Source organism: Pseudomonas sp. LF020, assembly GCF_053456425.1.
Genome location: NZ_JBRFIX010000015.1, coordinates 78,942 through 94,591, shown reverse-complemented (window position 1 = coordinate 94,591; position 15,650 = coordinate 78,942). Strand labels below are relative to the sequence as shown.

9 protein-coding genes and 2 pseudogenes are annotated in these 15,650 nt (G+C 62.0%); 4 read left to right on the top strand and 7 right to left on the bottom strand.

The features are described 5' to 3' along the window. Positions 1-80: 80 nt before the first annotated feature. Positions 81-2,312, bottom strand: a complete 2,232-nt coding sequence (locus tag ACU680_RS25825) for an LTA synthase family protein (RefSeq protein WP_448180898.1) — start codon at positions 2,310-2,312, stop codon at positions 81-83. 310 nt (positions 2,313-2,622) lie between these two features. Between ACU680_RS25825 and ACU680_RS25820 the strand changes: the two genes are divergently transcribed. After that, positions 2,623-3,639: an ABC transporter substrate-binding protein gene (locus ACU680_RS25820; protein ID WP_448180897.1), complete on the top strand. Its 1,017-nt coding sequence runs from the start codon at positions 2,623-2,625 to the stop codon at positions 3,637-3,639. 39 nt (positions 3,640-3,678) lie between these two features. Here ACU680_RS25820 and ACU680_RS25815 read toward each other — a convergent pair whose 3' ends face one another. Continuing rightward, on the bottom strand, positions 3,679-3,876 hold the full coding sequence (locus ACU680_RS25815) for a helix-turn-helix transcriptional regulator (RefSeq protein WP_007965825.1): 198 nt from the start codon (positions 3,874-3,876) through the stop codon (positions 3,679-3,681). After that, complete coding sequence (locus ACU680_RS25810) at positions 3,873-4,247, bottom strand: hypothetical protein (RefSeq protein WP_007965824.1); 375 nt, start codon at positions 4,245-4,247, stop codon at positions 3,873-3,875. The genes ACU680_RS25815 and ACU680_RS25810 overlap by 4 nt, the downstream gene beginning before the upstream one ends. Positions 4,248-4,527: 280 nt before the next feature. Between ACU680_RS25810 and ACU680_RS25805 the strand changes: the two genes are divergently transcribed. Further along, positions 4,528-5,082: a hypothetical protein gene (locus ACU680_RS25805; RefSeq protein ID WP_448180896.1), complete on the top strand. Its 555-nt coding sequence runs from the start codon at positions 4,528-4,530 to the stop codon at positions 5,080-5,082. A 110-nt stretch (positions 5,083-5,192) separates the two neighbouring features. Here ACU680_RS25805 and ACU680_RS25800 read toward each other — a convergent pair whose 3' ends face one another. The 4 genes from ACU680_RS25800 to ACU680_RS25785 all read right to left on the bottom strand — a co-directional run bounded on the left by ACU680_RS25800 (position 5,193) and on the right by ACU680_RS25785 (position 8,718). After that, the gene (locus ACU680_RS25800; RefSeq protein WP_448180895.1) at positions 5,193-5,672 is read right to left on the bottom strand and encodes a copper chaperone PCu(A)C; all 480 of its coding nucleotides are present in this window, start codon (positions 5,670-5,672) and stop codon (positions 5,193-5,195) included. Then, complete coding sequence (locus ACU680_RS25795) at positions 5,672-6,277, bottom strand: SCO family protein (RefSeq protein ID WP_003224200.1); 606 nt, start codon at positions 6,275-6,277, stop codon at positions 5,672-5,674. Before ACU680_RS25795 ends, ACU680_RS25800 begins: the two co-directional genes overlap by 1 nt. Positions 6,278-6,433: 156 nt before the next feature. After that, positions 6,434-7,840: an efflux transporter outer membrane subunit gene (locus ACU680_RS25790; RefSeq protein WP_448180894.1), complete on the bottom strand. Its 1,407-nt coding sequence runs from the start codon at positions 7,838-7,840 to the stop codon at positions 6,434-6,436. 83 nt (positions 7,841-7,923) lie between these two features. Continuing rightward, on the bottom strand, positions 7,924-8,718 hold the full coding sequence (locus ACU680_RS25785; protein ID WP_007965817.1) for a helix-turn-helix transcriptional regulator: 795 nt from the start codon (positions 8,716-8,718) through the stop codon (positions 7,924-7,926). Positions 8,719-9,206: 488 nt separating this feature from the next. On the opposite strand from ACU680_RS25785, the pseudogene ACU680_RS25780 reads away from it, so the two are divergent. Further along, a pseudogene (locus ACU680_RS25780) lies at positions 9,207-10,529 on the top strand (condensation domain-containing protein); the annotation flags it as partial. Between the two features lie 90 nt (positions 10,530-10,619). Further along, positions 10,620-15,539: pseudogene (locus ACU680_RS25775) on the top strand (amino acid adenylation domain-containing protein); the annotation flags it as partial. Positions 15,540-15,650 lie beyond the last annotated feature (111 nt).

Sequence of the window (15,650 nt, the reverse complement as noted above, 5' to 3'; positions counted from 1 at the left end):
CAGGCTGCGATCTTTTGATCTTGTATTTTTCAAGATCAAGATCAAAAGATCGCAGCCTGCGGCAGCTCCTACAGGGGGCATCAGCTCGATTGCGCGGTGTCGTCGTCCGGCAACGCATCCAGCGGATCTTCCTGCCCCGGCAATTCAGTAATCACACTGAAATCCGTGACCTCGACCGCACCCAATCCATAACCCAGCAAATGAAACGAGAAAGCCTTGCGCTGTTGCGGGTTGTCGAAGCTGAAATCCATCTGCAGCGGCTGATCGGCTGTGGCGACCATCTCGGTCGGCAAGCCCAGCTGCACGTCCTGTTCGAACTCCTTGGCCTTGAGCTGGATGTACGCCGCCTGCTGCGGATCCACCGAACGCACGGTCAGGCGCACGCGGGTGTGCGAACCCTTGGGCATTTCCAGGTATTGCGCACCGATCAGGTTGTCGGCCCAGTCATCGTTGATCTGCGCCTGCAGCGGGATGACGTTGTTGCTGCCGAACTGGTAACGCTGATTGAGCGGCGTGCGCAGCAGCGACAGGTCCAGCGCCATGGCCCGCGCGGCAATCTGTCGGGCCTGCTGGCTGCTTTCAGTGCCCTTGAAGGTGGCGCGCTCGGCAATGAACCCGGCGCTTTCGTAGTAACGGCAACGACGCGGCATGTCGCACTCGGAAAAGATCCCCTGGCCATTGTGGTAGCGCAGTTTGCCGTTGGTGTAGGACATGATTTCGCGCCCGCTGTCGTAGTCGCGGAACAGCGAACGGCCGCTCAGCGCCGACGGCACCGGCAGGTCGAAATAATCGAGGATCGACGCGCTCAGATCGACATGCCCGTAGACCCCGGCATTCAGCCGTGGCAGCTGCTGGTGTTCCGGGGCCAGGGTCAGGTTGAAGCCCCAGGACGATGCCAGACGCACGCCATCGATGCCGTGGGATTCGTCCGAGGTGATCACCACCAGCGTGTCTTTCAGTACGCCCTGGCGTTCGAGACCGCTGAGAAACTGCTCCAGCGCATCATCGAGATAACCGACGGCGGCCTGTTTCGGCGTCTCGTAGCGCGCCAGATATTCTTCCGGTGCGGAGTAGGGCTGGTGCGTGCCGACAGTCAGCAGGGTGAGCATCCACGGTTGATTCTGCTTCTTCAGTTGGCCGACGTAATCCAGCGCGCCTTCGAAGAACGCCTTGTCATCCTTGCCCCACGGGAACTCCAGATAGTTGGCGTTGCTGAACCATTCCAGACCATGGGTCGCATCGAAGCCGATGTGCGGCATGATCTTGTCTTTGGCCATGAAGCGCAGGCCGGCGCCTTGCAGGTAATGGGTGCTGAAGCCGTTCTGCCGCAGCTGCGCCGGCAGGCAGGCCTGATTGCGCTCCTGCTGGGTGAGCATCTCCACACCTTTGGGCGTGCCGTTGTTGAGCTTGTCGTAATCGCCGCAGAGCATGGCGTACAGGCCGCGAATGGTCTGGTGCGTATGCAGCACGTAATCCGGGGTGTTCATGCCGCGCTCGGCCCAGCGGCTGAGGTTGGGCATCAGGTCTTCCTGATAATGGCTGCCGATGGCTTCGCGATTGGCGCGGATGTAGGCGCCGGGAATGCCTTCCAGGGCGATGATCAGCACATTGCGCGCCTGCCCCGGTGCGGTCAGCAGCTTGTGCCCGTTGAGATCCAGGTCGGTCAGTCCGGCCATCTGCGGCGCGGGTTCTTCGACGTCACCGTCCAGCCATTCTTCGGTCTGCAACTGCAGATCGGCCACTTGAGCGGCGAGCAACTGATGCGGCAGGTTGTACAGGCGCCACGGATCCTCTTCGTTCGGCCACAGGTTCTGCACGCCCCAGTGCGCGGCGAACAGCAGCGCCGGCGCCGCCCATACGGCGCGGGGCAGGGCAGCAGCGAGTTGCGCGCGATTGGCGAAGCGCGTCACTAACCAGAGCAGCAGCGCCAGCAACAGGGCCACGCCCAGCGCCGGATGGGCAAGGCCGCCACCGGTGGAGTTTTCCACGAACTGCGGGTCAATCAGGTAATGCAGGTCGGATGGGTTCGGCAGGCGACCGACAGCGCTGACCAGTTCGGCCGTCGCCACCGCCAGCAATCCCCAGAACAGCAGCAACGGCAACGCCAGCCACCACGCGCGACGATGCAGCAACAGTACCAGCACACTGCCAATCGCCAGGTCGGACAAATAGCCCAGCGGCGACGACCAGCCCAACGCCGCGCGCAGGCATACCGGTACGATCAGCACCAGCAGAATCAGGGAAAACAGGCGGGCATGTGGCTGCCGCAACCAACGCAAAAGAACGCTCACAAAAAAAGACCTTCCAGCCATCAAACCGTCATAAAAGTGTGCGCGATGATACCAAGGGTGGGCTGTCTGATCGCCCTTTTAAACACCCGGCTGATCCGCTCGCGCAGACGTGACGCAAGGCTTGAGGCCGTGACCGGCGTTGGTGTCCGCCCGCTGGCGGCTGACGTACAGCTTGTAACCGGTGGCAGATTTATTGTTTCAGGCTGTTTAAATCAGCGCGCAACGGCAAACATGAGCGTGCTATGGATATTCGATAACGGTATTTAATTTCTATTTTTTATAGCGATAGAGTTCGGCCTTTCTGCCCAATCCACCGTGCTGCGAGGTTGTCATGGCCATACCGTTCAAACGTTCTGCGCTGACTCTGTTGGCCGCATCCCTGGCAGGCAGTCTGCTGTTCAGCGCCGGCGTCCAGGCCGAAGGCAAGATCAGCATCGCCCAGCAATTCGGCATCGGTTATCTGATTCTCGATGTGGTGCGTGATCAGCAGTTGATCGAAAAACATGGCAAGGCGCAGGGACTGGAGATCAAGGTCGACTGGAACAGCATCTCCGGCGCCACTGCGATGAATGAAGCGCTGCTGACCGGCGCGCTGGACGTGGTCTCCGCCGGGGTGCCTCCGATGCTCACGGTGTGGGATCGCACCCGTGGCAAACAGAACGTCAAGGCGATTGCCTCGCTCGGCTCGATGCCCAATTACCTGCTGACCAACAACCCGAACATCAAGACCCTCAAGGATTTCAGCGACAAGGACCGCATCGCCGTGCCGGCGGCGGGCGTGGGGTTCCAGTCGCGGACCTTGCAGATCGAAACGGCCAGGGAGTTCGGCAATGATCAGTACAAGAAGTTTGACGACATCTCGGTCAGCTTGCCGCACCCGGATGCCACGGCGGCGCTGATTGCCGGCGGTTCGGAAATCAACGCGCATTTCTCCAGTCCGCCGTTTCAGTATCAGGCGCTGCAAAATCCCAACGTGCACAAGGTGTTGAGTTCCTACGACGTACTCGGTGGCCAGGCCACGTTCAACGTGCTCTACACCACGGAAAAATTCCACGACGAAAATCCCAGGACCTACAAGGCGTTCTACGACGCGTTGGCCGAAGCGGAAAAAATCATCAAGGCCGACAAACCCGCCGCCGCTCAGGCGTACATCCGCGTCGAACAGTCCAAACTGCCGCTGGCGCTGGTCGAGAAGATCGTCACCGATCCCGAAATCGACTTCACGGTGGTGCCGCAGCGCACGTTTATCTATGCCGAGAAATTGCAGGAACTGGGCGTGCTGAAGAACAAGGCCGACAGCTGGAAGGATTACTTTTTTGAAGAGGCGCATGGCAATGCCGGGAGCTGATAACGCTCAGGCATCGCCCACCGTCGTGCAATTCGGCGATCAGTTCGAACCGTCGTCGAAAATGCTTTCAATCGGTAATTCGAACGTCCGGGCAATTTGAAAGGCCAGCGGCAGGCTCGGGTCATAACGTTCGTTTTCGATGGCGTTGATCGTCTGCCGCGACACTTTGAGGCGTTCCGCCAGATCGACCTGCGACCAGTTGCGCTCGGCGCGCAGTGCCTTGAGGCGATTTTTCATTGGTAGCGGCGTCGAGCGATTTGCAGACCGAGAATCCACATCGCGCCCATCACGGGCCACACGCAAGTCCACGGGATGTGTGGGGCGCCGACGTTTTCCAGAAATCCGTAACTGAAGGTCAGCAACGCCGAAGCGGCGAAGGCAAATCCCAGCGCTTCGAACTGGATACGCAGATGCATTTCGTCCAGGCGCCGCATATTGCGCACGACGCTCCAGCACATCAATCCTGCCGGAATAACCGGTGTCAGCGCGACGGCTGAGCGCAGAATCATGTTGGCTTCCGTCAGGTATTGCGTGGCGATCACTGAGGCCGTCAACACCAGCATATAGAGGATCAACGCCGCGCCCATTTCAAGGTAGTACCGGTTCATTCTTCAACTTCCTGTGTAAAAGACCCTTTACATACTGGCTAAAATTTTTCTTGATGTAAAGCAAGCTTTCCATAGCCTTGGCCGGGCTGTTTCTGGACAGCGTAATGGCCAGTCAGTAGCATTCGAGTCCGACGGACTTTCCCTCTGCACGTCGTCCGACGTGGAATTCTCAAGGAATCGATATGCACGACACCCCCAATGGTGAACAACGAACGCTCGTGACCTTGGTCAACGGCGAGATTCATCGCGAAACCCGGATCAGTTTCAGCTCGGTATAGCCATGCAAGCGTTCACAAGTGGAAAGGTCGTCATCGAGTTCGGTGATTTCAGAGGAACGATGGTTCGTCATGAACGGTTTTCGATGCCTGCCGGCGAGTATCAGGATCGGTATTGGGTCAGGACTGCACAGGGTGATCTGCCGCTGGATCTGTTCAACCAGCATCTGCCGGTCAAGCGGGGCGAAGAGATCTCGGTACTCTACGGTTGTCTGCCGGGTGGCGAACACAAGATCGCGGTCCGTGTGTTCAACCACTGCGAGGGTCGGCTCACGCCGCTATCGGAGGGGAAAATGCTTCACGAAGAATTCATTCGTCGCCTCCCGGTCAGCCTCGCGTATGTTGCCTGCCTGGCGACCTCGGCAGTGGCGGGGGCGTTCTTCAATTGGTGGGGTGCGCCGGCGGGATTGGTCGTCTACTACCTGCTGAAGGCTGAGAGCGCCAAACGCAAAATGCTTCTGATCAGTGGTTTGGACCTGCATCTGGAGAAGTTGAGCAAGGGTTATTTGCGTCAAGCGTTACGGGGCAGGGTTACGCGATTGCTGGCGCGAAATCCTTGAATGACCGCGCAGTTGGATTGGCAGAAGCGGGACAGTGATTCTCTCGCGCAATAAAAAGGGGCGACCTGATCATCGATCAGGCCGCCCCTTTTTATTGCCGCAAAGTCAGATCAATGCATCTTGCTGTGATCGTGACCTTCCATGTGCGTCAGCGCACGGACTTCGGCTTTGACTTCGACGGTCTGCTTCTCGCCCTTGGCGTTTTCCACGGTCAGGGTCAGCGGTACGCTTTCGCCTTCCTTGAGCTGACCGCTCAGGCCCATCAGCATGACGTGGTAGCCGTTCGGGTCGAAGGTGACGGCTTTGCCGGCCGGCAGGTCGACCGACTTGACCGGGCCCATGCTCATCACGTCGTTCTTCATCGACATTTCGTGGATCTGCACATCTTTGGCCACCGGCGAGGCCACGCTCAGCAGTTTGCTGTCGCTGTCGGCGGTGACGGTCATGAACGCGCCGCTGGCCGATTGGGTCGGCACGGTCGCACGCACCCAGGCATCATCGACCTTGGTCTGAGCCGAGGCTTGAAACGCCAGGCCCAGCAGGGACAGGGCGAAAACGGCGCGTTTGATGTTGTTCAAAACGGGGTGCATCAGCAGACCTCCATAACGGTGAGCAAATCTTCCGTGCACTCTTGTGCCGAAAGCGATACAGACAGACCCAGGCGCAGCTGGCCGCGCGAGTCGTAGACGTAACTGGTGGACGTGTGGGAGATGGTATAGGTGTCGCCGGCCGGCACCTTCTCGAAGAACACGTCGAATTCCTTGGCGGTGGCCTGTGTTTCTTCCAGCGTGCCGTACAGCGCGACAAAGCTCGGATCGAAAGCTTTGACGTAGGCGTCGAGGATCTGCGGCGTGTCGCGTTCCGGGTCGAGGGTGATGAAGATCACCTGCAGACGGTCGCCGTCCTTGCCCATCAGCTTCTTGATTTGCGCGGCGCGGGCGAGGGTGGTCGGGCACACCGCCGGGCATTGGGTGAAGCCGAAGAAGATCATCGGCATCATCCCGCGAAAGCTCGACAGCGTCATGGTTTCGCCGTCGGTGTTCTTCAGCTTGAAGGTGCGCCCGAGGATCTTGTCACTCAGGTCCTTGCCGTACTTGTACGACAGTTGGCCACGGGTGTCGCAGCCCGCGAGCAGGCCCAGGCCCAGCACGCCCATTCCCGCAAGCACCTTGCGGCGAGTCAACAAAGCCGTCATCTAATACCGCCTTTTGCAGCCCGTCAGTCGGCAGGACTGGCGGGGGGTTAACCGTAAAAGCGGCGCATGATACCAAACTGACGGCAGACGCCGGCCTCGGATCGCCGCGCGGCGCAGGATCGGGCGACAAAAGGTGTAAGAAAAAGTGACGACGGACTACTGAACATTCGCCTCATCCGCCCGCCAGCCGCCGCCCAGCGCGGTGTACAGGTTGACCTCGGCCACCAGTTGCGCGAGGCGATCAGTGATCAGCCCCTGCTGCGAACTGAACAGTGAACGTTGCGCATCGAGAAACGTCAGGCTGCTGTCGACGCCATTCTGATAACGGTGTTGCGCCAGGTTGTAGTAGTCCTGAGTGGCCTGCACCAGATCGCGCTGCGCCTGCAATTGCTGCTGATAAGTGCTGCGCGCCGCCAGCCCGTCGGCGACTTCCTGAAACGCGGTTTGAATCGATTTCTCGTATTCGGCAACCGCGACGTCCTTCTGCAATTTCGAATAATCCAGGCTCGCGCGCAGGCTGCCGGCGTTGAAAATCGGCAAGTTGATTTGCGGCTGGAAGGTCCACGCCCCGGAGCCGGCGCTGAACAGCCCGGACAGGTCGCGGCTGGAGGTACCGGCGCTGGCGGTCAGGCTGACACTGGGAAAAAACGCCGCGCGCGCCGCGCCGATATTGGCGTTGGCCGCTTTCAGTTGGTACTCGGCCTGCAGTATGTCCGGGCGCCGTTGCAGCAGATCCGATGGCAACCCGGCCGGCAGTTGTTGCACCAGATCGCTGGACAGCGGCTGCGCAGGCAGTTTCTCGGGAACCTGAGCCCCGACCAGCAGCGTCAGGCCGTTCAGATCCTGCGCCACCTGACGTTTGTATCGCGCCAGATTGGCTCGCGAACTGTCGACGCTGGTTTGCGCCTGCGCCTGTTCCAGCGCCGAAGACTTGCCGGCCTCACGGTTGCGTGTGGTCAGGCGCAAGCTTTGCTCATCGGCGGCCAGGGTCTGGCGCGTCAGTTCGAGCAACTCCTGATCGGCGCGCCAGGTCAGGTAGGCATTGGCGACGTTGGCCACCAGACTCAGCTCGGCGCTGCGCCGCGCCTGCTCGGTCGCCAGCCAGGTTTGCAGCGCCTGCTCGCTGAGGCTGCGCACCCGGCCGAAAAAATCCAGTTCATAGGCACTGACGCCCAGGTTCACCGCATAGGTCGAATTGATCATGGCTTTGCTGCCGGTCACGCTGGGCGGCAGGCGTTGGCGCGACTCGCTGGCATTGGCCGACACCGCCGGCAGCAGATCGGCGCGCTGAATGCGGTACTGCGCCTGGAACGCCTCGACGTTCAGTGCCGCCACCCGCAGATCGCGATTGTTCACCAGCGCACTCTCGATCAACTGTTGCAGCGCCGGGTCGTTGAACAGCGTGCGCCAGTCTTCAGCGCGCGCTGCGCCGGGTGTCGGTGCCGGGTAAACCGCGCCTTGCGGGTACTGCGCAGCGCTCGGTGAAGCAGGGCGCTGGTACTCGGGAATCAATGAACAACCGGCCAACAACACGGCGAGGGACAGCAGGGAAATGCGCAGCATCGAACGCTCTCATGCAGAAAAAACACGTGCCGGGGACCGCGTCCCCACACCACCATCGAACACTGTTGAACACGACCGCGCGGTTACGCCCCGGCCATCCAGCGCGCCAGGCCATGCCGTCCGCTGACCCCCAGTTTGGCGGTCGCCCGTTTGAGGTAGGTCTCGACCGAACTGCTCTTGACCCGCAGCTTCTCGGCCAGTTGCGGCACGGTACCGCCAGTCAACAGACCCAGGCAGACTTCCTTTTCCCGCGCCGACAGCACGATGCCACCCAGCGCCAGACGTTCGTCGAACACCTGCTGCAACGGCGCCTGCTCCAGATCGGCCAAGGGCAGGCGCGGCTGTTTGGCGACGATCTGTCGACTGAGCTGCGCGTGCCGTTCGATCAGCGGCAGCAGGGTGTCGGACAGGCTTTTCAGAAACGACAGCTCCGGCAGGGAAAACACCCGTTGCGTATGCGGTCGGTAGAACGAGATGACACAGCGGCGATTGGAGGTGCGGGACACCAGATTGCACTGGTGCACGCTGTGCTGCGGATGTTGCGGCTGGAGCGACGCTTTGAGTTGAATCAGCAGGGAATCATTCATCTCGATCATCTTTTGCAACAACGGATGATCGTCAGGACTCTTCAACGGGTCCGGTGGCGGGAAGGTCTGCGGCAGTCCGGCGCTGCCCAGCGCCTTGATCTCGACCACGCTGGCCTGACGCTCGTCCAGCGTCCACTCACTGAGATCGACGCGATTGACCGGCACCAGGGTGTCGACCAACTGGAACATATTGCTGGCGAAATGATCGTCGCCGGTGCTGGCAATCAATTCCCCCAGTTGCCAGTAGAAGTGCGGGTTTTCCATGTTGCGAATGCTGCCGGTCAGATTCATATCCTTGTCATCCCTGGTTCCGAGTCATCACCGAGTCGTCCGCTGTTTATGCAAAAGCCGCCCACGCAATCGTTTCTCCTTGAAACTGATCTGGGGCGGGATTTAAGCCTATGGATTTGTCCTACGTCTGTAAGGGAAAACAGGGACACAAAGTGCCATCATTTCTGAAACTTGGCGCCGGGCTTCTGACGCCTTTTGCTACAGGTGTCGCGCATCGTGTGACTGTTTGGTCACGGCAAGACCCTGAAAACCGGGGCTGTTGTTTTTTCTTGGAGTTATTACGCAGGTCAATGGCAGCGCTGGTGTGTGGCATTTTTCCTACAAGATTTTCAGTATTTCCTCTCCGAACTTTTAGCCAGTTCCCAGCCAATCAGGGTCAACAAGTGCTGACAGGCCAGCGCCGGGGGCGGGATTGTCCGGGTTTTACGTGTCATGTCGGCACCGGGGCCGATGCTTGAATAGGCGCAAAATCACATGAGAAGGATCTTATGCCGCCTATTTCTGCCCCTGCGGTAGCCACGCCGTCCGCTTCGTTCCAGACGTATCCGCTGACCGCTGCGCAGCTGGATATCTGGCTGGACCAGCTGAGTCGCGGGGATTCGCCGCTGTACAACATCGGCGGATACCTGGATCTCAATGGCCCGCTGGATCCGGCGCGAATGCAAGCTGCGCTGGAGCTGCTGGTGGCCCGGCATGACGCGCTGCGCACGATTCTGCTGCCGGGCGCCGGCGCCGATGGCTTGCCGTTGCAGCAGTTCGCCCGGTCATTGCCGGTACCGATGCCGATCGACGATGTGTCAGCGCAGAGCGACCCGGAATCGGCGGCGCGGGCACTGGTGCAGGCGCGCATCGATCAGCCCTTTGTACTGGACGGCGGCTGCCTGTTGCGTTTTCTGTTGATCCGTCTCGATGAACAGCGACACTGGCTGTCCGTGCAGGCTCATCACTTGATCGTCGATGGCTGGGGCTTCGGCGAAATGTTCAAGTCACTGGACGAGATCTACAACGCGCTGGCGCACGGCCAACCGACACCGCTCGCGGCGCCGTCGTACATCGACTTCATCGAGGACAATGCGCGCTATCACGCGTCGCGCCGTTATGCGCAGGATCGCGCCTACTGGCTGGACAAGTACCGACAATTGCCCGAGCCGCTGCTGCTGCCGCGGTATCAGCAGAGCCTGGCCGGCCAGTCCGCGCAGACGCAGGTCTACGCGCAGCCCTTGCCGGCGCTGCTGCACGAGCGCATGCAGCAGGTAGCTCGGGAGTTTGGCGCCTCGGCGTTCCATGTGTTGCTGGCGGCGCTGCATGTCTACTTCAGCCGCACCGCGCAACGTGACGAATGGGTGGTGGGGCTGCCGATTCTCAACCGCTCCGGGGCGCGCTTCAAATCCACCCTCGGGCTGTTCGCCCAGGTCAGTGCGGTGCGCATGGGCTTCGGTCGCCACTGCACGTTCGCTGAACTGGTCCGGGCGATTCGCGATGAACTGCGCCAGGACTTTCGCCATCAGCGTTTTCCCGTGAGTGAGATGAATCGCGCCCTCGGCCTGCTGCGGGAGGAGCGCTCGCAGCTGTTCGAGGTCACGGTGTCCTACGAGCAGGGCACTCACGATTATCGCTACGGCGAGGCCTCGGGACGGATCATCAAGGCCTCGAACGGCGAAGAGGCCACACCGTTGGCGGTGCATTTGCTGAGCAATCTGGCCAATGACGACGCGCGGCTGTACCTGATCTACAGCGAGGCGTATTTCAGTGCCGACGAAGTCGAGGCCCTGGCTGAACGCTGGTTGCTGATTCTGGAGCAGGGGCTGGAAGCGGTGAACCTGGCGTTGGCGGATTTCGAGCTGAGCACGCCGGAAGAAACCGCGCGGCTGCAACAGTGGAATGCCACGCGGGTGGACTACCCGGCGCCGACGACCCTTCAGCAACGTATCGAAGCGCAGGCGACGCTGCGGCCGCAGGCGCTGGCGGCGGTTGATCAGGGGCAAAACCTGACCTATGCCGAACTCAATCAACGCGCCAACGCGCTGGCTCATCATCTGCTCGATCTCGGCGTGCGCCCGGATGACCGGGTGGCGATCGTCGCCCGACGCGGGCTCGACACACTGGTCGGGCTGTTGGCGATCCTCAAGGCTGGCGCCGCGTATGTACCGCTGGATCCGGCGCATCCGGCCGAGCGCCTGAGCTACCTGCTGGAGGACAGCGCGCCCATCGCGGTGCTGACCCAGCGTGCGCTGCGCGGGCATTTGCCGGCGTTGTCGGTGTCGGTGATCGAGCTGGATCAGCCGAGCTGGTCGGCTGGCCGGGTCGACGCGCCGAAGGTGCCGGGGCTGACCCCGGCGAACCTCGCTTATGTGATTTACACCTCCGGTTCGACCGGCCTGCCCAAGGGGGTGATGGTCGAGCACCGCACCCTGTGCAATCTGGTCGATTGGCACGCTGATGTCTTCGACCTGCATGCCGGCAGCCATACCTCAAGCCTGGCCGGCTTCGGTTTCGACGCGATGGCCTGGGAAGTCTGGCCGGCGCTTTGCGTAGGCGCGACCCTGCACCTGGCGCCGGTCAGCGAGGGCAGCGAAGACATCGATGCGCTGCTCGACTGGTGGCGTGCGCAGCCGCTGGACGTGAGCTTTTTGCCGACGCCGATCGCCGAATACGCGTTCAGCCGCCAGCTCGATCACCCGACCTTGCGCACGCTGCTGATCGGTGGCGATCGCCTGCGCCAGTTCCCGCGTCAGCCCTCGTTTGAAGTGATCAACAACTACGGGCCGACCGAAGCCACGGTGGTGGCAACCTCGGGGCGCATCGACGCCGGGCAGCCGCTGCACATCGGCAAACCGGTGAGCAACGCCACGGTGTATCTGCTCGACGAGCAGCAGCAACCGGTGCCGCCGGGCGTGGCGGGCGAGTTGTACGTCGGCGGGGCCGGGGTGGCGCGCGGTTACCTGAACCGGGCAGAGCTTGACGCCGAGCGCTTCCTGCGTGATCCGTTCAGCGCTGCACCGGGCGCGCGCATGTACCGCACCGGCGACCTTGCACGTTGGCGCGCCGACGGCAATCTAGAGTATCTGGGGCGCAACGATGATCAGGTGAAAATCCGTGGCATCCGCATCGAACCGGGGGAGATCGAGAGCGCACTCGTCAGCCATGCGGCGGTGCGCGAAGCGGTGGTGCTGGTGCGCGACGGGCAATTGCTGGCGTGGTTCACCGAGCAGGCGCCGCTGGACATCAATGAGCTGCACGCGCAGCTGAAAACCCGCCTGAGCAGCGCCATGCTGCCGAGCGCCTACGTGCGTCTTACGACGCTGCCGCTGACCGCCAACGGCAAGGTCGATCGCAAGGCACTGCCGACGCCCGGGCCGGACGATCTGATCCGCCGCGAATACGAGGCGCCGCAAGGTGAGGTCGAAATCGCCCTGGCACAGATCTGGGCCGAAGTCCTGCAAGTGGAGCAGGTCGGGCGCCACGATCATTTCTTCGAGCTGGGCGGGCATTCGTTGCTGGCAGTGATTCTGATCGAACGCATGCGCCAGCTCGATCTGAGCAGCGACGTACGCGTGCTGTTCAGTCAGCCAACGCTTGCAGCGCTGGCGGCTTCGGTCGGCAGCGGTCGAGAGATCGAAGTGCCGGCCAACCGCATCGCCGCCGATTGCACCCACCTCACGCCAGAGATGCTGCCGCTGGTGCAACTGCAGCAGAAGGACATCGAGCGGATCGTCGCCACGGTACCGGGCGGGGCGGCCAACGTGCAGGACATCTATCCGTTGGCACCGCTGCAGGAAGGCATTCTCTACCACCACATCACCGCCGCGCAGGGCGATCCGTACCTGCTGCAATCGCAACTGGCGTTCGACAGCATCGAGCGGGTCGAGGCCTTCGCTGCGGCGCTGCGTCAGGTCATGGCGCGCCACGACATTCTGCGCACCGCGGTGCTCTGGGAAGGTTTGACCACCCCGGTGCAGGTGGTATGGCGCGCGGCGATTCTGCCGTTGCAGGAGGTCGAACTGGACCCGGCCAACGGCCCGGTCATCGAGCAGTTGCACGCGCGCTTCAACGCCCGGCGTTATCGCCTCGACGTCAGCCAGGCGCCGCTGATGCGCCTGGTGTATGCCCGTGATCCGGCGCTGGATCGGGTGGTGGGGATTCTGCTGTTCCATCACCTGGCCATGGATCACATCGCTCTTGAAGTAATGCGCGGCGAGATGCAGGCCAGCCTGTCGGGGCAGGTCGTGGCGCTGGCACCGCCGGTGCCGTATCGCAATTACGTGGCGCAGACACGGCTGGGCGTCAGCGAGCAGGAACACGAGGCGTTTTTCCGCACGCAACTGGCGGACATCGACGAGCCGACCCTGCCATTCGGCCTGCAGGAAGTGCAGGGCGACGGGCGCGGTATCGACGAAGCGCAGCAGGCGCTGCCGACTGACGTCTATCAGCGTTTGCGCACCCAGGCGCGACAGGCCGGGGTCAGTGTCGCGAGCCTGATTCATCTGGCGTGGGCGCGGGTGCTGGCGGCGACTTCGGGCCAGCAGCGCGTCGTATTCGGCACTGTGCTGATGGGGCGCATGCAAGGCGGTGAGGGCGCCGACCGGGCCTTGGGAGTGTTCATCAACAGCTTGCCGCTGCGCATCGATGTCGATGCCGGGGTGCTCGACGCCGTGCGCGGCACCCATGCGCGACTGACCGCGCTGCTCGGCCATGAGCACGCGTCGCTGGCACTGGCTCAGCGCTGCAGCGGGGTGGCGTCGCCGTCACCGTTGTTTAGCGCGCTGCTCAACTACCGGCACAGTGACGAATCCGAACTGCTGGAGCCATCCAGTCAGGCTTGGCAAGGCATCGAAACCCTGGCCAACGAGGAGCGCACCAATTACCCGCTGACCATGAGCGTGGACGACTTTGGCAACGGCTTGCGCCTCACCGGCAGAACCGTCGCACAGATCGGCGCGCAGCGGATTTGCGGCTACATGCAAGCCGCGTTGCACGGTTTGCTGCAGGCCTTGGAGCAGACCCCGCAACAGCCGTTGAACCGCTTGCCGATCCTGCAGCCCGAAGAGTTGCAACGTTTGCTGATTACGTTCAACACCACCGCGGTCGATTGTCCGCTGGACCAGCCGTTGCACAGGTTGTTCGAAGCACAGGTGCGGCGTAAGCCGGACGCCATTGCGCTGCAATCCGCGCAGGGAACCCTGACTTACCTTGAGCTCAATCAGCGCGCCAATCGCCTGGCCCATCATCTGCGTGAACTTGGCGTGCAACCGGACTCGCGGGTGGCGATCTGCATCGAGCGCGGGCTGGATCTGATCGTTGGTTTGCTCGGCATTCTCAAGGCTGGCGGCGCATACGTGCCGCTGGACCCGGACTATCCGCTGGAGCGCCTGAACTACATGTTGCAGGACAGCGCGCCGGTCGCACTGTTGGTGCATGGTGCCACGCGGCAATTGCTCGGCGAGCCGGGTATGACGACGATCAATCTTAATCACGACAGTTGGGAGCAGCAGCCGTCAGACAATCTGCAGGTGCCGGGCCTGAGTGCTTCGAACCTCGCTTACATGATCTACACCTCGGGCTCTACGGGGCTGCCGAAAGGCGTGATGATCGAGCATCGCAGCGCCTGCAACATGGTGCACTGGGGTTCGGTCATTTCTCCGCCAACCGAGCACGGCGCGCTGCTGCAAAAAGCGCCGTTCAGCTTCGACAGCTCGGTGTGGGAGATCTTCTGGCCGCTGTGTTCCGGGATGCGCCTGGTATTGGCGCGACCGGACGGCAACCGCGATTCGGCGTATGTGGTGCAGACCATTCGCGAGCAGCAGGTGACGGTGGTCAAGTTCGTCCCGGCGCTGTTGCAGCAGTTCATCGAGCAGGACGGTGTCGAGCAATGCACCAGCCTGACCGATGTGCTCAACGGTGGTGGCGAGCTCAGCGCGGCGCTGGCGCGGCAGGTGCGTGATCGCCTGCCGTGGGTACGGTTGCACAACGTTTATGGTCCGACTGAAACCACGGTGGACAGCACGGGCTGGACGCTGGAACCGCACATGCCGGTGCCGGACAACGTGGTGCCGATCGGCACAGCCTTGAGCAACACCCGGCTGTACGTGCTCGATGCGTACGACCAACCGGTGCCGCAGGGTGTCAGCGGTCAGTTGCATATCGGCGGCGTCGGCGTGGCGCGTGGTTATCACGGCTTGCCGGAGATGCAGGCCGAGCGCTTCATCGACAGCCCGTTTGTTGTCGGCGATCGCCTGTACCGCACCGGGGATCTGGCGCGATACAACAATCATGGGGAACTGGAATTCCTCGGCCGCAACGACTTCCAGATCAAGCTGCGCGGTTTGCGTCTGGAACCGGGGGAAATCGAGGCACGGCTGATCGAACATCCGGCGATTCGCCAAGCGGTGGTGATGGTCCGTGATGAGCGCCTGGTGGCGTGGTACACCGTGCGTGCCGGCATTGGCGCACCAAGTCTTGAGACCTTGCGCGCCCACGTGCTGGAGCGTTTGCCGGAGTACATGGTGCCGGGCGCGTTCGTGTGGCTCGATGCCTTGCCGCTGACGCCAAACGACAAAATCGACCGCAAGGCCTTGCCGGAGCCGGGGGGCGATGCGGTGATCAACCGGCCATACGTGGCACCCGAAGGTGAAGTCGAAACCACGCTGGCGAAAATCTGGAGCGAGGTGCTGGGCGTCGAACAGGTCGGTCGTCACGACAACTTCTTCGAACTCGGCGGGCATTCGTTGCTGGCGGTGAGTCTGGTGGCGCGCATGCGCCAGAGCGGCCTGCACACCGACGCCCGAGCGTTGTTCAGTCAGCCGACGCTGGCGGCGCTGGCGCTCAGCACCACGCCCGAGGCGCAGCAAGTGTTCATCCCGCAAACCACCATCCCGAGCCTCAACCGCAAACGCCGGCTCTGAACTCTGCGTCTGACACCGAACCTGTGGCGA